The sequence below is a fragment of the Pseudomonas sp. AL 58 genome (assembly GCF_036348395.1).
Lineage (GTDB): Bacteria > Pseudomonadota > Gammaproteobacteria > Pseudomonadales > Pseudomonadaceae > Aquipseudomonas > Aquipseudomonas defluvii.
On sequence record NZ_JAZBQR010000035.1, the window covers coordinates 1 to 16,452 of the forward strand.

At 59.8% G+C, this 16,452-nt stretch carries 25 protein-coding genes and 2 pseudogenes; 5 read left to right on the forward strand and 22 right to left on the reverse strand.

Features of this window, described 5'->3' with window-relative positions; genetic code table 11:
- The 22 genes and pseudogenes from UIA24_RS22260 to UIA24_RS22365 all read right to left on the reverse strand — a co-directional run.
- Window positions 1–321: pseudogene (locus UIA24_RS22260) on the reverse strand (hypothetical protein); the annotation flags it as partial.
- Complete coding sequence (locus UIA24_RS22265) at window positions 299–676, reverse strand: head-tail adaptor protein (protein ID WP_330523948.1); 378 nt, start codon at window positions 674–676, stop codon at window positions 299–301. The gene UIA24_RS22265 and the pseudogene UIA24_RS22260, both read right to left, overlap by 23 nt.
- Window positions 673–1,056, reverse strand: coding sequence for a head-tail connector protein (locus UIA24_RS22270; protein WP_065759221.1), 384 nt, complete (start codon window positions 1,054–1,056; stop codon window positions 673–675). The genes UIA24_RS22265 and UIA24_RS22270 overlap by 4 nt, the downstream gene beginning before the upstream one ends.
- Before the next feature lie 39 nt (window positions 1,057–1,095).
- Window positions 1,096–2,331, reverse strand: coding sequence for a phage major capsid protein (locus UIA24_RS22275; RefSeq protein WP_065759220.1), 1,236 nt, complete (start codon window positions 2,329–2,331; stop codon window positions 1,096–1,098).
- 156 nt (window positions 2,332–2,487) lie between these two features.
- Window positions 2,488–2,970 (reverse strand): annotated as a pseudogene (locus tag UIA24_RS22280) (HK97 family phage prohead protease); the annotation flags it as partial.
- Window positions 2,971–2,974: 4 nt separating this feature from the next.
- Window positions 2,975–4,201: a phage portal protein gene (locus tag UIA24_RS22285; RefSeq protein ID WP_065759218.1), complete on the reverse strand. Its 1,227-nt coding sequence runs from the start codon at window positions 4,199–4,201 to the stop codon at window positions 2,975–2,977.
- The gene (locus UIA24_RS22290) at window positions 4,198–4,344 is read right to left on the reverse strand and encodes a hypothetical protein (protein ID WP_176717415.1); all 147 of its coding nucleotides are present in this window, start codon (window positions 4,342–4,344) and stop codon (window positions 4,198–4,200) included. Before UIA24_RS22290 ends, UIA24_RS22285 begins: the two co-directional genes overlap by 4 nt.
- Before the next feature lie 7 nt (window positions 4,345–4,351).
- Window positions 4,352–6,055, reverse strand: coding sequence for a terminase large subunit (locus UIA24_RS22295; RefSeq protein WP_065759217.1), 1,704 nt, complete (start codon window positions 6,053–6,055; stop codon window positions 4,352–4,354).
- Between the two features lie 3 nt (window positions 6,056–6,058).
- Entirely contained in the window at window positions 6,059–6,547 is a 489-nt protein-coding gene (locus UIA24_RS22300) for a phage terminase small subunit P27 family (RefSeq protein ID WP_330523949.1), read from the reverse strand.
- Window positions 6,548–6,723: 176 nt separating this feature from the next.
- On the reverse strand, window positions 6,724–7,095 hold the full coding sequence (locus UIA24_RS22305) for an HNH endonuclease (RefSeq protein WP_330523950.1): 372 nt from the start codon (window positions 7,093–7,095) through the stop codon (window positions 6,724–6,726).
- The gene (locus UIA24_RS22310; RefSeq protein WP_330523951.1) at window positions 7,092–7,493 is read right to left on the reverse strand and encodes a hypothetical protein; all 402 of its coding nucleotides are present in this window, start codon (window positions 7,491–7,493) and stop codon (window positions 7,092–7,094) included. Before UIA24_RS22310 ends, UIA24_RS22305 begins: the two co-directional genes overlap by 4 nt.
- 206 nt (window positions 7,494–7,699) lie before the next feature.
- Window positions 7,700–8,041 (reverse strand): antiterminator Q family protein, encoded by a 342-nt coding sequence (locus UIA24_RS22315; RefSeq protein WP_330523753.1) that lies wholly within the window; start codon window positions 8,039–8,041, stop codon window positions 7,700–7,702.
- A 10-nt stretch (window positions 8,042–8,051) separates the two neighbouring features.
- Entirely contained in the window at window positions 8,052–8,369 is a 318-nt protein-coding gene (locus UIA24_RS22320) for a hypothetical protein (RefSeq protein WP_330523952.1), read from the reverse strand.
- Entirely contained in the window at window positions 8,366–9,661 is a 1,296-nt protein-coding gene (locus UIA24_RS22325) for a tyrosine-type recombinase/integrase (RefSeq protein WP_330523953.1), read from the reverse strand. The genes UIA24_RS22320 and UIA24_RS22325 overlap by 4 nt, the downstream gene beginning before the upstream one ends.
- Window positions 9,658–10,104 (reverse strand): VRR-NUC domain-containing protein, encoded by a 447-nt coding sequence (locus UIA24_RS22330; protein WP_330523954.1) that lies wholly within the window; start codon window positions 10,102–10,104, stop codon window positions 9,658–9,660. The genes UIA24_RS22325 and UIA24_RS22330 overlap by 4 nt, the downstream gene beginning before the upstream one ends.
- On the reverse strand, window positions 10,101–10,397 hold the full coding sequence (locus UIA24_RS22335) for a DUF1364 domain-containing protein (RefSeq protein WP_330523955.1): 297 nt from the start codon (window positions 10,395–10,397) through the stop codon (window positions 10,101–10,103). Before UIA24_RS22335 ends, UIA24_RS22330 begins: the two co-directional genes overlap by 4 nt.
- A complete protein-coding gene (locus tag UIA24_RS22340) occupies window positions 10,394–10,597 on the reverse strand; it encodes a hypothetical protein (RefSeq protein ID WP_256587500.1) in 204 nt (67 codons plus the stop codon). The genes UIA24_RS22335 and UIA24_RS22340 overlap by 4 nt, the downstream gene beginning before the upstream one ends.
- Window positions 10,594–11,262 (reverse strand): replication protein P, encoded by a 669-nt coding sequence (locus tag UIA24_RS22345; RefSeq protein ID WP_099775256.1) that lies wholly within the window; start codon window positions 11,260–11,262, stop codon window positions 10,594–10,596. Before UIA24_RS22345 ends, UIA24_RS22340 begins: the two co-directional genes overlap by 4 nt.
- A complete protein-coding gene (locus UIA24_RS22350) occupies window positions 11,259–12,041 on the reverse strand; it encodes a helix-turn-helix domain-containing protein (RefSeq protein ID WP_442963063.1) in 783 nt (260 codons plus the stop codon). Before UIA24_RS22350 ends, UIA24_RS22345 begins: the two co-directional genes overlap by 4 nt.
- Complete coding sequence (locus UIA24_RS22355; protein WP_330523963.1) at window positions 12,038–12,703, reverse strand: Rha family transcriptional regulator; 666 nt, start codon at window positions 12,701–12,703, stop codon at window positions 12,038–12,040. The genes UIA24_RS22350 and UIA24_RS22355 overlap by 4 nt, the downstream gene beginning before the upstream one ends.
- Before the next feature lie 350 nt (window positions 12,704–13,053).
- Entirely contained in the window at window positions 13,054–13,476 is a 423-nt protein-coding gene (locus tag UIA24_RS22360) for a phage regulatory CII family protein (protein ID WP_330523956.1), read from the reverse strand.
- 58 nt (window positions 13,477–13,534) lie between these two features.
- Complete coding sequence (locus UIA24_RS22365; protein ID WP_330523957.1) at window positions 13,535–13,771, reverse strand: hypothetical protein; 237 nt, start codon at window positions 13,769–13,771, stop codon at window positions 13,535–13,537.
- Window positions 13,772–13,876: 105 nt separating this feature from the next.
- On the opposite strand from UIA24_RS22365, the gene UIA24_RS22370 reads away from it, so the two are divergent.
- From UIA24_RS22370 to UIA24_RS22390, 5 genes are all read left to right on the forward strand, one after another.
- Window positions 13,877–14,632 (forward strand): LexA family transcriptional regulator, encoded by a 756-nt coding sequence (locus UIA24_RS22370; RefSeq protein ID WP_330523964.1) that lies wholly within the window; start codon window positions 13,877–13,879, stop codon window positions 14,630–14,632.
- A 469-nt stretch (window positions 14,633–15,101) separates the two neighbouring features.
- A complete protein-coding gene (locus tag UIA24_RS22375) occupies window positions 15,102–15,308 on the forward strand; it encodes a hypothetical protein (RefSeq protein ID WP_330523958.1) in 207 nt (68 codons plus the stop codon).
- Between the two features lie 64 nt (window positions 15,309–15,372).
- Window positions 15,373–15,816 carry a tellurite resistance TerB family protein gene (locus UIA24_RS22380; protein ID WP_330523959.1) on the forward strand — a complete coding sequence of 148 codons (444 nt, stop codon included), beginning with the start codon at window positions 15,373–15,375 and terminating at the stop codon, window positions 15,814–15,816.
- Entirely contained in the window at window positions 15,813–16,016 is a 204-nt protein-coding gene (locus tag UIA24_RS22385) for a hypothetical protein (protein ID WP_330523960.1), read from the forward strand. Before UIA24_RS22380 ends, UIA24_RS22385 begins: the two co-directional genes overlap by 4 nt.
- A 98-nt stretch (window positions 16,017–16,114) precedes the next feature.
- On the forward strand, window positions 16,115–16,384 hold the full coding sequence (locus UIA24_RS22390) for a hypothetical protein (RefSeq protein WP_330523961.1): 270 nt from the start codon (window positions 16,115–16,117) through the stop codon (window positions 16,382–16,384).
- The last annotated feature ends 68 nt before the right edge of the window (window positions 16,385–16,452 follow it).

The window sequence follows — 16,452 nt, forward strand, 5'->3', positions numbered from 1 at the left end:
CCTGGACCCAAGCCGCACCCCATAGTGCAGATACGCGGGATAGAACTCTTCCATGCTTTCGGTCTTGGTCGGTGCAACACGCACCAGAAAGCCAGAGCGCGACACCTTGTAGCTGATCGAATCGACCGTCGCGCCGGTTCGACTTTCTGGGTAGCCCGCCTGCCCGCCGCCAAGCGCTAGGTTCATCTGCGCGCGGCCAGTGACCAAGGCACCAACCTTGCGCATGCCTGCCCGAACCTTGCGCTTGTTGAAGGCTTCAAAGTCGAACTGTTCAAAGCCTTCGATATGCAGGTAGCCGTCAACGGAAACCGAATTGCTCATCGCTTCCCCCTTCGTTGGCAGGCGGACCATCTGGCCCCAGCTCCTCAACTTCGATCACCGACCAGATACTACGACCACGCATAGCGGTAGCCCGCTTGACGCGAAACACACGACCGCGGTCAACAAACTCGTGCGACGTATCCAGCCCACTGACGAACTTGCAGTAGAGCCGGTGGGTAATCACATTCCCGGTCTGTTGCGCACCGGTGTAAATGGCAGTTCCCAAGGGCTCGACCTTTACCCACCGGTTGGCTACTGGGGTGAACTCCGGTTTAATTCCGACACCCACTGACTTATCGATTCGGATACGCACTGCCATACGGTGGCTCAGCTCGCCCGTTTCTGGCTCTCTCATAAGCTGAACCATCGATAGGGGCCAACCAGCGAATCGAACGCCAGAGGCAAAGCCTTAGAGCCCCCAGCGGTCGCTTCGGTGACTGGCTCTCGGTTGCGGTACCAATGCGCTACCAACATCAGCATGGCAAGGCGCACGTCATCCGTTACGGGCAACGCATTCTCGGACGCATTTTCGGGAAGCAGGCCGCGCAAGTAGTCCTCATCACCACCAGCATCAGGCGGCGCATCAAGCGGAAGCACCACCAGAAACAGTCGCCGCCCGGTCGCAGTCTCAACCTTGCGCCGTGCAGCACGCCCGTAGGCCTGCAGTAGCGCGTCTTCCTCGGTTTCGTCCAGCTCAAGGCGGCAATGCGCCTTGATTTCTTCAAGAGTCAGCATGGCCACACAGGGACCGCTTGCGCGACCCCGCCTCCAGGCTTAGGCGGTTTTGCCTACCAGCGCCTTGATGGCGGCAGTGTCCTGCAGGACCAGGCCGAAGCGCACGAACGCCAGGAAACCGACTTGGCCATACTCCGCGTAACGCTCCACCAAACGCTTGAGGGTCAGGCTGCGCACCGCACGCAACACTACTTCGTTCCAATCGCCGGCGTACGCAAATTTCTTGCCGACGCCAATATCAGCAATGGCCTGATCGATCACGTACTGATGCTTCAGGATAGTGGCCGGGCGATCATCAGCGATGCCCGGTAGCCACAGCGGACGATTGTTGGCGTCGACCATTTCTTCCAGAACTTGCGACGTCTTGTCATTGAAGGCCAGACGGAAATTAGGCGCTGCACGATAAGCAGGGTCAACCGAGTGAATCAGACTGTTGAGTTCCTGCCAGGTGAAGGTGGTCGCCTTGGCCGTCATTGCGCCTTGGGAAACAGAGACCTCAAGCCCTTTCGGTTGTGCCGGCGCGTCTGCAGTTTCACCAGCACCGGTGCCCTGAACAATCAGACGGTTTCGGGTGCGAGCAACACGCTTGCTGATCCGCCCCGTCAAGAACGCTTCCATATCAATGCCGGAGTCTTGCAGCAGTTGCTCGGAGACGCGAATGATCTTCGAGCTGATAGTGTGCGAACCGAGGGTGCCGGTACCAAACTCAACATCCTTTTCCCCGGTCGCTTTGTTCTCGCCGATCAGCTCGCCTTCTTCCTCGCCGCCGTTACTCACCGCCCACGCAATAGGTGCGCCGTTATCGGTCTGCAGCAGCTGACACACCGAAGCAATACCGCCGTAGCTAACCAGCGCTTCGATCACCTTGGCCTGCAGTGTAGTCGGCACGGTGAAGCCGCCCGCCTCGGCGGGGTTGGTGCCCTGGGCACGCATTTCAGCCAACAGAGAGCGCTGTTCAGCGGTCAGGCCTTCCATACCGCGCCGCGCCCAGGCGTCCCACGCCGAGCGACGCTCGGCCTCAGGGCCTTCCTGCTGCTCGCCGGGACGGTTGCCATTGCCGGCCTGGCGGGCGCGCTCTTCGACAAAGCCCTGATCGTTGTCGCGCAACTCTTCCTCGCGCTCAATCTTTTCCTTGATGCCCTTCAGCTCGGCGCGGATGGCTTCCCACTTGGCGCGAACCTCGCCAGTCCAGGCATCATCACCGGTGCTTTCGTGCAAGCTGCGCATTTCGGCCGACTTCTGTGCGTACAGTTCTTTCAGTTGTTGCAGCGTCATAAATCCCCCTGGGGTTCAAAGTTCGTTCAGATCAAGCAGGCGCTCACGGGCTTCACGCTCAAACTGAGCGCGCCCCTCAAGGCCCTCTTTTTGCGCCTGCTTCCAGGCATCCATAGAGCGCTGGGCAGCGCTTGAATCGGGGTAGGCCGGAAAGGACACCGGCCCCACGTCGCGCAGCTCGGCAATCTTGTAGATCGTCCGCACCACTACGCCGTCTTCTTCGTGCCAGGTGTCGCCACCAGGGGCCACACGCATGGCAAAGCTGCTGCCGCTCATGTCGCCGCGCTTCAACGGCTCGACAACGAGGTCACGAATGGTCCGCGTGTTCGGCGTGTCGATTTCGTAGGCCAGGCCGCGCTGATCGACCGACAGTCGAAGCGTGCCGCTGACAGTGCGGCCCAACAGATAGTTGGGGTCGTGGTTGAACAGGCCGCGCACGTCCTGGGCTAGCACCTCGTCGAAAGCACCTGGCGCGATGATCTCGACAAAAAAGCCGCCCAGCAGATCACTGCGCTGATTGAAAACAGCGCCATAGCCGGCGATACGCGGCGGCTGATCCTGGGCGCCATCGCCTGTCGGCTGGACAGCGCGAAGCTCGCATAGCTGCGCGGGCAGCATGCGTTTTTCAAAGTCACTCATGAGGTTATTCCTTCGGCGTTACGGGTAACGGCAGGCCGTCAGCGCCAAGCAACTGCGTGTTGACGTTGATCAACATCGAGTCGAGGCCGGTAAGTGGGTTCAGGTCTTCCAGCACGCGCACTTCGTTGCGGTTCATCCAGCCGTCTTGAATGGCAATGCGGTAGAACTCGGCGCGCTCTTTCGGGGTGCCGCGCAACAGGCCGGCCAAGTTGAACTTGACGTAGTAGCCGGCCATGCGCTCGGCCCGGGTGAAAACCCGGCGGTTCAGCTCTTCTTCCCAGTTCTTTACCCAGGGCATCACCGAATGCCGCACGAACTGGATGGCCTGTTCGCTGATGTTGGAGAACGTCGCCTTTTCAAGGTCATTGATCATGTGCGACGGCACGTTGAAGATGCTGGCAATCTCGCTGCGGGTCAGCTTGCGCGTCTCCAGAAACTGCGCATCCTCGGGCGCGATGGTCAGGGCCCTATAATCCAAGTCCGCGGGCAACATCAGGGTCTTGTTTTTGGAGCCCGCAAGAGTGGACACAGCGCCGTTCCAGACCTTCTTAAGACGTTGCCAGGAATCTTCACCTAGTTTCCCGTCCTTCACCGTGACCAGCCCCGTAGGGCGGCCGCCACCTTCGAAAAACTCCTTTCCGTAGCGCACGGTGGCCATGCCAAGGGCGATAGTGTCGGCGTTCTGTCGAATCGGGCTGGTACCCATTCGCCGCCCCGTACCAATGGCGCGCAGGTGCACCATGTCTTCGGGCGACACCGCCAGCGGCTGGCCGTCTTCATCCTGGGTCGCATAGACCCAGCGATTGCCGTTTTTCACCAGATCAGTGACTTGGGGCTCGCACATTTCCAGCGTCTGCAGCTCGCCCCGACGGCCGCGCACCAGGCGAGTAAAACCGTTGCCCCAGCCCAAGGTGTGGGCCTGCTTGGTTTCCCGCCAGCGGTAAGAGGTCTGCCACTGGTTGGGCTCATCGTGCAGCAGGTAGTGCGCCGGGTGGTCGGTGGCCGGAACAATGCGGCCATCGACCTTTCGCAGCACGTTCAGCGGTAGCTGCGCCATCGTGCTCGACAGCACGTAGATACACGCATAGACCGCCGTCAGTTTCTGCGCCATTGCCGGGCTGACCGTGATGCCGTTGACCGCCCCCAGATACTCGGCAAGCTCCTGGCTGTTCATCGACGTATTCGGATTTTCCAGGCTGCTGCGCTGCTCATACATCGCCCCGAAAATCATCGTTTCACCATCTTGATGGCAGCGCCCACCAACAGGGTGCCGCCGACAATCAACGCCACACCTAGGCCGAACTGGATGTAAAGCCCAGTGACAAGCAGGCAATAGCCGGCCGTCCCGAGCCCTTCAGGAAGCCACTTTTTCATAGGGTTCTCACATCGCTAAGAAGTCGTCATCCGACAGGGTTTCAAGCAGCGACGGTGCCACGCCCTCGGCCAATATGGCCCGGCTCATGGCCATTAAAATGGCGACCATGCCGTCGATCTTTTTGGGGCTGCTTTCCTTGGTCGGCGTGATGCAGCCTTTGTACTCATGGGCCACCACGTTGCTTGCCATCCAGGCCAGCAACGGGTCACCGTTATGGCGAACCCGCCCCGAAACAAGCGCCGCCTCAAGCTCGCGCATGGCCAGGTTCATAGTTTGGATTCCACCACCGACCTCGACCACTTCGGCGCCGTCCTTCTGCAGCTGGTGCGCCAACTGCGTAGCGCGCCACTTGTCATAGGCGACTTCCTCGACCTGATGCGCGCCGCCAATGTCCTTCACGTCCTCGCGGATCACGTCAAAATCCAGTTCCTCGCCGTCGGTCGTGATCAGGTGCCCCTCAATCACCCAACGTTCATAGGCCTCTTGGTTCGGACCATCACTCTGCACTGCGCCCTCGGGCAGATAGTGACGATTGAAGAACGACCACAGATCGCGGCCGTCTTCGTCCTTCTCGCGGAACACCAGGGCGACGTCCGCAATGTCACACTTGCTGGCTAGGTCAACGCCCAGGTAACAAGAACGCCCCTTGAAGTCATCCAAGGACAAGCCCGGGACGGCTGCGCGGTCCCAATCCAGCTGGTTAAGCCATGCCATTTTCGCGTTCACCCATAGATTGCAATGCTTGGTTTTGAATGCGTTCTGCCGTGACGGGTAACGCACCGCATCCGCCAAGCTTCGCTGCAGGTTGTCCGGAAAGATCGAAACGCCGTAGTTCGGGTTAGCCTTCTTCAAGGCCTGCAGCGAACGCCAGTCGTCTTGCTCGTCGAGCGTGTAGATAAGGCCGAAAATTTCGTCATTGGCTACGGTCTTATCGAGCATCGCGCACACCTGTTTGCGCTTCTCGTAGCACGGCCCGGCGATGTTCGAGCCGGCGGTGGTGATGGTAAAAATCAGCGGCTGTTCACGGGCCCCCATGCCGGTCAGCATGGTTTCGTAGAGGTCGTCGCTGTCGTGTTCGTGGTACTCGTCCACCAGCGAACAGCTCGGCGACGAACCGTCGCCCGGGTCACCAATGATCGGTTCCAGACGGCTGCCGTCTTCGGGAATGGCCAGGCTGCGCGCATTGATTTCAACGCCTGCAGCCTCCATCAGGTCCGGCGTCCTGATCATCATCAGGCGCGCCGGCCGGAATACTTCCCAAGCCTGTTTCTCGGTGGTCGCACCGCAATAAACCTCAGCGCCAAACTCACCGTCAGCGCACAGCATGTACAGCGCGACACCTGCAGCAATAACGCTCTTGCCGTTCTTCCTGGGGATCTCGCAATACACCTCGCGGAACCGGCGCAGGCCAGTCTTCTTGCTGACCCAGCCGAACACACAACAGAAAATGAATTTCTGCCAAGGCTCCAACTTGAGCAACCGACGCTCGCGAGCCCATTTGCCTTTGGTGTGCGGCAACAGCTCAACAAAGGCACACACCCTTTCAGCCTCGGGCTTGCTGAACTTCCACTTAAAGCCCTTGCTCTTGCTGGCCTCCAAGTCGTCCAAGTGACGCTGACAGGCCAGGCGCACCCACTTGCACGCCTCGACCTTTCCGGCCACCACGTCACGGGCGTACTTGTTCGCCTGATTAACGCTGAAATTGGCCATTGATCAGCTCCCGCGCTTGCCTCCGAGCAACGCGGAAAAGGCATTTGATTTCTTGGACTTGGGCACCACCAGGCGCGCCCGGCTGGCTGGATCCAGGCCGAGGGCGGCACCGTAGCTGGTCATTTGTCGCATTGCCTCGTTGGCCACGGTGCATGCGGGGTTCTTCACACGGCCCATAGCCGTTTTGATCGTAATGCCGTTACGCATAACGTCCTCCTCGGCTTCACGCCACCGGCTGTAAGCCAGACAAAAACCCTCAAGCACATGCAGGTCGGTGAGGGTCAGTACCTTGGCGCCGATCAGTTCAGGCGCGAGCTTGTCCCACATGACGCCAGCATGCTGGCTCATCCAGTCCGGCGCCGGCGGCGCAATGAGCAACGTCGAGTAGTCCGGCTCGGACTCGTTCAGCTTGCGCTTCCCCGGGTTGCCAGCCTCTCGCTTTTGCGCTGTCGGCTTTGGTTTTCGGCCGCCGCCTGGGGCTCGACTTGCCATGCACTCCCTCGTCGTGGTCGGTCGGCAACCCCATCGCCCGGGGTAACCCTAATTTTTTTATTTCGCGGTCGCGTGGAAAATGCTGGGCGATCGGTGGTGATAGGCGAAAGCTGTAGAGATTTTCCCCGCCCCCCCCTGTTTGGTGTTTTTCGACCAATTTTCGCCACTTGATCGCCTCACGTTCGCCGGCGTGCCTCTTGTGCCTCCCGCTGCGTTTTCGCCTTGTGACAGTCCTCGTTTATGGCTGCCAGATTGCTGAAATCGTCCGTTCCACCCAGGTGTTTTGGCACAACGTGGTCAACTTCTGATGCAGGAAGGCATCGACCTTTGCAGTCGGCGCACTGACACAGGTACCGATCACGCTTGAGTACAGCGGCGCGTTTCTTGCGCCATTCCCAGCCATACCCCCGCTGCTCGGCAGTACCGCGTGCCGGGTTGCTCCAGCCTATGGACAGCGAGGCATGCGCACTGCAATAGCCATGACTATCGCTGGTCTTGCCCGAGCACATCGGTACACGGCATGGGCGCTTGGCTTTAGGTGGCATCATTCGCCCCTCAAGTCTTTACGCAGCTCAGCCACATCCTGAATGAGCTGCCCAAGATCCTTATCCCGCCGAGCCTCAGCCCACCTGAACCAGGCACGGACCAGCACCCAGGCAGGCAAGCCACACACGAAGATCAGCCCACCAATAGCGATGAGCCCTACGTCATCGTTCGCCCAATCGCCAATACCCAGCCAGCGCACAACGAAGGCACCGCCGCAAATACTGGAGATCGTAGTGCTGATCATGGCAACGCAGAACTCACGCACCGTTTTCGGCAGCGTCATCGCCATGACGACCACGGCAGCAAGAACAGCAATGAAGCCAAAAGCGCCGAGCTTGTACAGCGCGATACCTCCAGCAGCAGTGAGCGGCCCAGGTTCGGACATAATCGAGATTCTCATGGGCACTCCCGGCTCTCACCTGGTGGTGTCATTGATAGGTTCGGCCCCAACAGCACTCCCAGCTCGGAGCGATGGGTGTGGAGGAGCCGAAAACGAAAAAGCCCCGGCAAATGCCGAGGCTTTAAGGAGGCTGCTGGTGATGGCGAGTTTGCTCTCGCGCACCTACCGCAAAGTAACATGAAAGATACGGACGAGGACCGGGGATGTCAAGCGGCCTCACGCCGAGCATCGAGGGCGCCATCGATCCATGCCACGCCGGCCTTCCATAGCTGGCGGGTCTTCTCCTCTCCAAATCCGAGCTTTTTCCCGACAACCATGAGCGAAGTATCGCGGGAGGTGTAGTACTTGATGATGACCTGGCCGCACTCTGGGTAGCGCTTATTCAGCCGTCCGACCAACCGATCAATGAACAGCGCGTCATCGTCCGTAATCATGGGATCAAGGATCGTGTTCTCTCTCGACGCGCAGCACGATACGCCCGAGCCCAGTACCACCCAGCGCCCCCAATGCTCCAGCAGGTACTCGGCCGTCTTCTCTACGTTGCTCATGTCCTTCCCCTCAATCCCCGGTGTAATTCGTTCCGCCGGCACCGCGACGGTTGTTCTGTTGGTACTGCGCAGCCGGCCCCATGAGCGCCGGCTTGTTCAACTGTTCGATCTGTCGCTGAGCGGCCTGCAACCGCAGACTCAACTGGGTGACCAGCTCATCAACCGGCAGAGCATCGCCAGTCGCAGCCACTACCCAGCCAGAGGCGTTGCACTGCACGCAGGCCATCTCGTGAAACACCCCTTCGATGACCGCCATCCCCCGGCATGCTGGACACTGGGCCAGCTCGATCACCTGCTTGCGGAAGGCGGGGCCATGGCTCTTTTTCATGCCTTTGAATCCTCGCCTATGGTTGTTTCGTGAATGGTGCCGCAGCCCTTGTTCTGCGAGGCCTCCAGCGCATTGCGCGAATCTTCGTTTCTACCCTCCTTCAACCCGTGAATGAGGATCAAACCCTTGCCGTCTAAATGGGCGTGCCACTGCTCCAGGGCAATGCGCTTACGCTCCTCGACCGTGGTATGGATATAGGCCTGCACGTTGTGGCCCATCGCGTGGTTGATCAGCATCTCGCCGATAAGGAAGTCGATACCCAGGTCAGCCCAGCCGGTGCGGGCCAACTTGCGCAGGTCATGGCTGGTCCACTCGCCCTTCCCCAGTCGTGTGAACACGGCGCTGGCCTGGCCCTCGCTCATGCCCTTGCCGTTACGGGCCGGGAACAGATACTGGCCGGTGTAGCCGCTGGCGAGCTGGGTGTCTCTGTATTGGGTCAGCAGGACGCACACCTGGTCGGTCAGCGGCAGCGAATGCTCTACACGCGTCTTGGTGTGCTCAGCGGGGATGTGCCACTTGCGCTCGGCCAAGCTGAAGTGCGGCCATTGAGCCATTCGGGTCTCACCGACGCGGGTGCCGTGGCACAGCATCAACAAGGCCAGCATTGCGTCGGCAGGCTCCTCAGCCCATACGCCCTCCAGCTGGGCAAGCAGCGGCTCAATCTGCACACTACGCAATCGGGCAGCCTTCGCCTTGATCTTGGCCTTCGAGAAGTCGCTGAACTTGATCCCGGCCATCGGGTTGCTAGGGATCAGGCCCAGCGTGCGTGCACGACGACAGGCCACCACCAGCAAACCAAAGATCAGTCGGACGAACTCCAGTGACAGGGTGGCCTGCAGCGGCCACATCAGTTGGGCGTCGAGGGTGCCGTGGCGCACCTCGGCAAAGGCCAAGCCGCCTACGCGCGGAATCAGGTGGCAGGCAATCGCCGACTTGGCCGTGGCCTTGCGCTTGGTCGACAAGCTGCGATCTCGACCCATACGGTCGCTGTACCAGGCCAGCAGTTCCCCGAGCGTGCTCCATGCCGAAACGGCAGCACTGGCCTGGGTGTCGTTCGCCAAACGCTGACGCAGATCCGGCAGCGCAGCCAGCACGGTCTTGGTCGGCAGGTCAGGATAGGCGCCGATCCGGTTCCAGCGCTTGCGCACCACCAGATACCAGGTGCCGCGTGGGCGTGCTTCGGTGAACCGGAAATACAAGCCCGGGTGACGAGGATCACGCATCAGCACCGCCGATGGGTCAGCCGCCTGCCGACGAATCTCGGCATCGGAGAACGCGACCGCCATCGTCATGCGTCCACCACGGTCGGCGCCATGCGCAGGTAGGCCCGGATCTGCTCCATGGCATCGAAGTGCCCCCGGCAAACGACCGCCAGATAGCCTTGCTCGTTCAACCGGCGCAAGCAGGCCGACTGACTGGCCGACACGGGGGCAGGCTCAATGGTTGCCTTGAACTCGATGTACAGGCCGAAGAAACCACCACGCGCCATGGTCAGTACCAGGTCAGGGATACCGGCCTTCACGCCCTGCTGCTTCAACTTGGCCGCGACCAGTTTGTGCCGGTGACCACCATTCGGGACGTGGTAGATCAGCTCAAAGACCTGTGGGTAGCGCAGTTCGATTTCCCGCATCAGCGCGGCCTGCTCCAGGCCTTCGCGGTCGACGGGCTTGGCGCGGGGCCTCTTGGCAGGAGGCAGTGACGCAGGGTTTCGAAACGGCGGTTTCTGGCCATTCATGCGGCAATCACCCCCTCGCGGATCAGCAGAGCCTGGGTACGCATAACACCCTCGGCGTGGTACTGGCGAGCCTCTTCGCGGCCAATTACGTTGCCGCGGCCATCACAAGCGTCATGGCAGGCGCTGCAGGCATGAGCACCCTGCAGATCATTCGGCTTCATGCCGACGCCGCAGGTACCGGACATCCGGTAATGAGCCAGCACGGTGGTTTCGGGATTGCCGTTACAGACACCAGGAATGCGCACCTGGCACTCCCGGCCGCGCGCGGCCTTGGTCAGCTTGGATTGCTTCATTGGCGGTCGTCTCCGTGAAGATCGATGACAGTGAAAGTGGATGGCCACATACGCAGGCCATGAGTTCGCGCCGATGCTTCGTCGCGGTACAGGCCAACAGGCGGCTGGGGCTTATTGGTGAGGTCCAGCAGGTGACCGCAGGCGTACAGCGCCCAGCGGTACTCAGTGAGGTCAGGCGCAGCCAGCATCGGATCGGTCATGCGCGTGCACCTCGACCCGCACGCAGCGCCTGCAGCGCGGCACGCCCCACATCGAGAGTGCGTGGCGCGGGCGGTGCAGCAAGCTCGGCGACCGGTACCGGCCCCAGGCTCTCGCCTTTCCAAATTTTCCGGCACTGCGCCAGGTAGTGCTTCTCGAAGCAGCTCAGTCCGAGCTCACGCGACATCAACGGCAGGCTGTGGAAGCCTGCGGCGGCAGTTGCGTGATAAACGGCTGGATGCATCCACTTCGCCGACCCGCGCATGGCCGGGTGGCAGTTGCGCAGGCCTTGGGCGTAAGCCTTCTCGACGCTGGGCAGGCCAAGGCCTTCCGGCGCGAAGCACCAACTGACGAACACCCCAGGCGCCGGAACGAAAGCGGACTTGCTCGCGCTCAGCACGCGCATGCCGTGGTCGATCTGCTCAAGGCGAGTGATCCCGGAACGCATGAACTCGCCGAGCCATTCCAGCTTGGCCGCATCCATCACGGAAGGCGTTGGCCAGGATTGGCGCCAAGCACCGCAGGCGCCGCGCAACCGCAGGAACAAATCCTCAATGACCTGCTGGGTTGCTGGATCAATCGGTACATGGCCTGGCTCAGCCGGTGGCTGGTAGGTCGGATCGGTTTTGCGATTGGCGAGGAGTTGTCGAACATTGGTCGCGGTCACAGGCGCACCCCCTTCTGTGCCCAGTTGGATTTGGTCTCGTCCAGCTCTGCTTCGGCTGCAGCCTTGGCCTTCTCGCTCTTGAGCCACTTGGCCAGGCGGAAGCACCAGCCGCCGTTGCTGTCGAGCACCTTGGGTTTAGCCACGAAGAAGCCTAGGAAGCCCTTCAGCGCCTCTTCGGTGAGCGCTTCGAGGGTGAGGCCGGCCAGGGTCAGTTGGGCGGACACCTTGTCGACCGGTGGATTCCATTCGGCGAACATGGCGAACCGCTGCAGGTCGTCCTGAGACTCCAGCGCCTGGCGATCTTGATCGGCGATCACATCCTGCAACTCGCGCGGCTGCTGCTCTTCGGTTACTTGATGGTTAAGTGACGGATTGGGTGCAATGGCTGCACCCCGTTCTGTCGTAGATTGCACCCCGTTCTGCTGTACGTTGCACCCCGTGTCGTCAGTTGCACCCCGTTCATTACGAGGTGCAGCCACTGCACCCCGCTTGATCTGGAGGTCGTAAACCACAGGGCGACGGTCGTGACGATCGATGTACACAGCAGCCAGTGCCTGGTTACCTCGAACGATCAACCCCTTCTCTTCCAGCAGATCCAGCTTCGACCGCACAGTGCGCTCAGAGAGGCCCGTGTCTTCGGTCAAGGTCTTGGCCGATGGGAAGGCGCCACGGCCATCGGTACCGGCATAGTTGGCAAGGCACAACAGCACGTGGCGTGCGCTTGAGTCTTTCCCGAGGTCGCGACGAGAGAGCGCCCAGGTCATAGCTTGAACACTCACAGCGAGGCTCCAATATTCTTTTCGGCCAGCAGAGCAAGGCCTTTCGGTGTGACGAGAGGTTGATATGCAGCGCGATCGGCACCGGTTTCGGCATCCGGCTTCAGGGCGGTTACCTTGTGGACCATAAGACCGGCGCTGATGCGAGGCTGATAGGCGATCCAACGCGTCGATCCGTTGCGATGGAAGATCCAGCGATGCTGCTGAAGCCAGGCGAACAGCTTCGAGGGCGGAACTTGCAGATGCTTGGCCGCATCAGTGATGCAGATCGCTCCACCAGCGCCAGCAAGACGCTGGATAGCAGCTACCTTCGGAGCCTGGCGCTCGATGACACACTGCAGTTTTTGGTTTTGTTCAACCTGCTCGGCAGCGAGGCGCAGTGCCTCAGCGAAATTGGTCGGCACCTGGAGGCGAGCAACCACCCCACTCTCCAGCTCCTGCCAGCGGTCGATGATCTTGGCGCGCAGTTGAGCGTTGTACCCAGAGACCAGCACCAGCGTGTCGCGCTGGCTAAGCAAGAACTCTGGATAGACCTGGCCGTTCTGCGGGTGCGTGTAGGGGGTCTCCTCAGATTTGAGGACACCCTGTTTGACCAAGGCGCGGGCATCGCGCAGCACGTTGTCGTGGCTTTTCCCGGTCAGCTCGGCGATCTCTCGCGACGACATGACCTGTCGCGTCAGATTCGCGGTGATGCCAGAACCTGACGCGATAGTGGCGCTATTGCCTGCATCGATTGCAGTGTGCATAATCAACTCCACGTTGTTGTTGAAGAAGCCGGTCTAGCCACCGGCTTTTTTGTGCCTGCGATTCAGGCGATTGCTTTTCCGCAGACGTGACCAATCCCGCCGACTGAGCTACCGCCCTCAGCGTTCAATGTCCCCGCGCGTCCCGATGTGCTGCCGTCCATTTCCTTCCCCTTAATGGTCTTCCTGGTGCGAGCGGCTCAACTGCCGACTACGCCGTTGTTGCTCATCGGCCCCCGCCGATGGTGTTTCGGTGCTGCTGTGGCTCGCGATCAGGCGGCCTTAACCGATGAAGCCATCTCGTCCAGGCTCTTGCGGACGTGATCAATCTCTTTGCTGATCTGGGCTTTCTCGATCTGATTGACGTGGTTGTCTTCGAGTGCCACGTGTACAGCGATAGTCAGCTCGGCTACTTCCTTGCCGACGCTGATCATTGCTGCAGTGAGCGCCTTGGGAACTGGTGCTTCCTTCGCTACCAGGTCGAAACCGAACGAATCCGCCAGCGCCTTCAGCGGACGCATGTCTTCGGTGTGCAGGAGAATCCCGAACAGATGCTCGATGGTCAGGTGGTGAGCATCGTTATCCGGGTTGGCACGCTGCAGCAGACTGACGTGGGGAACGCCCATCTTTGCGCTCAGGGTCTTGGCGTCGTTGTCCTTTACTGCGTCGTGGCAGGCCCGCAAAAACTTGTCCATTCGTAAAGCCTCGAATCTATTTCAGTGGCGCCCTGCCATCACAAGGGCGAAAATTTGCTCAACTGTTCGACTGATGAAGCGCCGGGCCTCGTAGTACTGCGCGCCTTTTGCGCATGACGATGCAGTAGAGTTCGTCGATGGCGGCGCCAACTGAGTACCGAGGGTCAACAATCGAGCCCTGTCGAATTCGAAAAATGGTCGACGTATCAACCTTGCAGCGCTCAGCAATCTCCGTGTAGGCCAATCCGGACTCCCGAATCGCCTCCACTTTTGCCTGAAGGCCAATCTTGCTCATGGAAGGCATCCTCTCTTGATGAAGGAATCATATATGCATAAATGCATCGACGCAATTGCACAACCGCATTTGCCATATGCATCAGCGCGAATCAACATTCACGCCATGCATAAGCGCAACGTTTCCTCCGTCATAACTGAGCTGCTGAATCGCGATGGGATCTCCGCCACGGAACTCCATCGCAGGACTGGCGTGCCTCAATCCACCCTCTCAAGAATTTTGAGCGGGAAAATCGTCGACCCCGCCGACAAACATATCTCCAAGATCGCGGAGTACTTCCGTGTAAGCACTGACCAGCTCAGAGGTCGCCTGCCCATACCTTCCGCAGGGGAAAGAGATGGGCAAGTGGTGCGCCAAGACGTCCAAAAAGTAGAGTCGAATGCTACTTTTCTGGGACCTATCGATGCATGGGATGACAGCACGCCACTGGATGACGATGAGGTCTATGTGCCTTTCCTGAAGGAAGTGGAGCTGGCCGCAGGTAGTGGCCGGACAGTTGTAGAGCAGTCAAATAGGCAGAAGCTTCGCTTCGGGAAGATCACCCTTAGGCGCCAAGGTGTGCAGCCCTCTGATGCTGTATGCGTAACTGTCTCCGGAAATAGCATGGAGCCTGTGCTGCCGGGCGGAAGCACCGTCGGCGTTGATCAGGGCTCAGTTAACATCATCGACGGGAAGATGTACGCCATCAATCACGACGGACAGCTCCGCGTGAAAACTCTTTATCGGCTGCCGGGTGGCGGCATACGGATGAGAAGCTTCAATCGGGACGAGCACCCCGACGAGGAGTACAGCGCCCAGGACATGATCGACAAAGAGATCGTAATTCTTGGAAAGGTGTTTTGGTCATCAGTGCTCTGGTAGCCGAAAAACACGACATCGCACGGTAAGAGCCCGCCAATGAGCGGGCTTTTTTTCGTCCGGAACAAATTCCTCAACCCTAGCCAAGCAAGGCAGACATGCCTCAATGCATCCTTATGCATAAAATATTGCATCAGCGCATTGACAGTAAATGCATCAATGCATATTCTCCAGTCCAAGCCAGCGCAACAACGGCCAGCAACGATGGCAGCGATGCCAGGGGCAACCCAAACGCTCTTTAACAACCCAACCGCAGAAAGGCTGCCAGCCAGCGAAACGACTGACGCACCGGGCGTGGGCGACTCCCACCCTGCTGCGCCGTATCTGAGTAGTGATGGCGGCCCAAACCGTAAACGTATGGAAAGAAATGCGCCCAGCCCACCGTGGCGAGTAACGGAGGCCAGCAAGACCACTGATTCACTGAAGCACCTGGGCGACCGGGTGCTTTGGGAATCCACTGGAGGAAACAGAGATGGCTCAGTTCAACATCGATAACCACCTCAGCAACGGAAAGCGCCTGGAATGGCTTGCTCTCCCTGAGTCAGGCGAACGCGTTGAAGCGGTCCTGCAGCAGGTCAAGCAGGCCGCAATCAATAAGTTCGGCGGGATTGTGTACTTCAACCGCTGGGAGCATGTCGTGGCCAGCAATGGCTATGTGACGGTTCGGATGTATGCATGACGATTTCACTGGCTGGCCTTGGCGACAGGACCAGACGGGAAATCACCCAACCAGAGGAAACACCATGTTCGGCAAATTTTTTGGCAAGAAAGTAGGCAACGCTCAGGCCGAGATGAAGAAGGTCGTCAACCGTGACCTGATGCAGGCCATTGTGGGTGGCGGCCTGCTGATCGCCGCAGCTGATGGCGAGATCGAAGCCGCTGAAGTCGCCAAGCTCGACGAGCTGATCCGTGCAAACCCGAACCTGACGCACTTCGGCAGCGAAATCACCGACACCATCAACCGCTTCACCGCGCAACTCAATGCCAATTTCCAAGTCGGCCGCCTGGCGATCAAGCGCGAGCTGGCCGACGTGAAGAACGTCCAGGCTGATGCCGAGGAAGCCTTCGTGAACATGATCGCAATCGCTCAGGCCGACGGCGAGATCGAACAGGCGGAGCTGGTCGTCCTGAAGGAAATCGGCCTGCACTTCGGTCTGCGCCCTCAAGACTACGGCATCGAAGTATGAAGGCGTCGCGGGCGGCATTGATCGTCAGCGGCGGAGCACTGGCGTTGTTCATGACGGCTATGTCACTGGCCAACTGGACCGGCTGCGCCTGGTACGGCTACCAGACAGATCGCAAAACCCGCTATGCGTTTGGCGTCGGTTGCATGGTGAAGATGCCAACAGGCTGGACACCAAGACACGAGCTGCGCACCGAGCAATAGAGCATCACTTCTGCCCACTCACTGAGTGGGCAGCGGGATGACACCAACTAGCCCTTCCCTGCCCGGTCGACGGGCATCAAAACCTAGAGGAAACCAACATGCATCCAGCCATGCAGGAGCGCGTGGAGGGCTTGGCTGCCCTTCGTCTGCGAGCCCACCTCGCAACCACGGACTTCCACGCAATGATCGGTCGACCAGCACCTGAGCAGACTGTGCGCTACCAGGTGGTCACCAAGGGCAAGGCCTATCACGTCGTGGAGCTAGCCACCGGCAAGACCAAGGGCTTTTGCTTCAGCTACAAGGCGGCGATGGTGTTCGTTGAAGCCATGGAGGCAGCAGCAAAGCGCAAGCTGGTACCACGGCAATGATCGGCGAACCTATCCCAGATCCGCGCCATCAGATCCTGGCCGACCTTAACGCGAAGATCGACCGCTTC

Excerpts from the sequence above, each read along its gene's own strand:
- UIA24_RS22265 (WP_330523948.1), bottom strand. The coding sequence starts at position 676 with ATGAGAGAGCCAGAAACGGGCGAGCTGAGCCACCGTATGGCAGTGCGT.
- UIA24_RS22335 (WP_330523955.1), bottom strand. The coding sequence starts at position 10,397 with ATGAAGCAATCCAAGCTGACCAAGGCCGCGCGCGGCCGGGAGTGCCAG.
- UIA24_RS22355 (WP_330523963.1), bottom strand. The coding sequence starts at position 12,703 with ATGTCGTCGCGAGAGATCGCCGAGCTGACCGGGAAAAGCCACGACAAC.
- UIA24_RS22300 (WP_330523949.1), bottom strand. The coding sequence starts at position 6,547 with ATGGCAAGTCGAGCCCCAGGCGGCGGCCGAAAACCAAAGCCGACAGCG.
- UIA24_RS22370 (WP_330523964.1), top strand. The coding sequence starts at position 13,877 with ATGCATAAGCGCAACGTTTCCTCCGTCATAACTGAGCTGCTGAATCGC.
- UIA24_RS22375 (WP_330523958.1), top strand. The coding sequence starts at position 15,102 with ATGGCTCAGTTCAACATCGATAACCACCTCAGCAACGGAAAGCGCCTG.
- UIA24_RS22285 (WP_065759218.1), bottom strand. The coding sequence starts at position 4,201 with ATGATTTTCGGGGCGATGTATGAGCAGCGCAGCAGCCTGGAAAATCCG.
- UIA24_RS22390 (WP_330523961.1), top strand. The coding sequence starts at position 16,115 with ATGCATCCAGCCATGCAGGAGCGCGTGGAGGGCTTGGCTGCCCTTCGT.
- UIA24_RS22290 (WP_176717415.1), bottom strand. The coding sequence starts at position 4,344 with ATGAAAAAGTGGCTTCCTGAAGGGCTCGGGACGGCCGGCTATTGCCTG.
- UIA24_RS22295 (WP_065759217.1), bottom strand. The coding sequence starts at position 6,055 with ATGGCCAATTTCAGCGTTAATCAGGCGAACAAGTACGCCCGTGACGTG.
- UIA24_RS22275 (WP_065759220.1), bottom strand. The coding sequence starts at position 2,331 with ATGACGCTGCAACAACTGAAAGAACTGTACGCACAGAAGTCGGCCGAA.
- UIA24_RS22330 (WP_330523954.1), bottom strand. The coding sequence starts at position 10,104 with ATGAATGGCCAGAAACCGCCGTTTCGAAACCCTGCGTCACTGCCTCCT.
- UIA24_RS22385 (WP_330523960.1), top strand. The coding sequence starts at position 15,813 with ATGAAGGCGTCGCGGGCGGCATTGATCGTCAGCGGCGGAGCACTGGCG.
- UIA24_RS22315 (WP_330523753.1), bottom strand. The coding sequence starts at position 8,041 with ATGAGCAACGTAGAGAAGACGGCCGAGTACCTGCTGGAGCATTGGGGG.
- UIA24_RS22365 (WP_330523957.1), bottom strand. The coding sequence starts at position 13,771 with ATGAGCAAGATTGGCCTTCAGGCAAAAGTGGAGGCGATTCGGGAGTCC.
- UIA24_RS22310 (WP_330523951.1), bottom strand. The coding sequence starts at position 7,493 with ATGAGAATCTCGATTATGTCCGAACCTGGGCCGCTCACTGCTGCTGGA.
- UIA24_RS22380 (WP_330523959.1), top strand. The coding sequence starts at position 15,373 with ATGTTCGGCAAATTTTTTGGCAAGAAAGTAGGCAACGCTCAGGCCGAG.
- UIA24_RS22320 (WP_330523952.1), bottom strand. The coding sequence starts at position 8,369 with ATGAAAAAGAGCCATGGCCCCGCCTTCCGCAAGCAGGTGATCGAGCTG.
- UIA24_RS22325 (WP_330523953.1), bottom strand. The coding sequence starts at position 9,661 with ATGACGATGGCGGTCGCGTTCTCCGATGCCGAGATTCGTCGGCAGGCG.
- UIA24_RS22360 (WP_330523956.1), bottom strand. The coding sequence starts at position 13,476 with ATGGACAAGTTTTTGCGGGCCTGCCACGACGCAGTAAAGGACAACGAC.
- UIA24_RS22340 (WP_256587500.1), bottom strand. The coding sequence starts at position 10,597 with ATGACCGATCCGATGCTGGCTGCGCCTGACCTCACTGAGTACCGCTGG.
- UIA24_RS22305 (WP_330523950.1), bottom strand. The coding sequence starts at position 7,095 with ATGATGCCACCTAAAGCCAAGCGCCCATGCCGTGTACCGATGTGCTCG.
- UIA24_RS22270 (WP_065759221.1), bottom strand. The coding sequence starts at position 1,056 with ATGCTGACTCTTGAAGAAATCAAGGCGCATTGCCGCCTTGAGCTGGAC.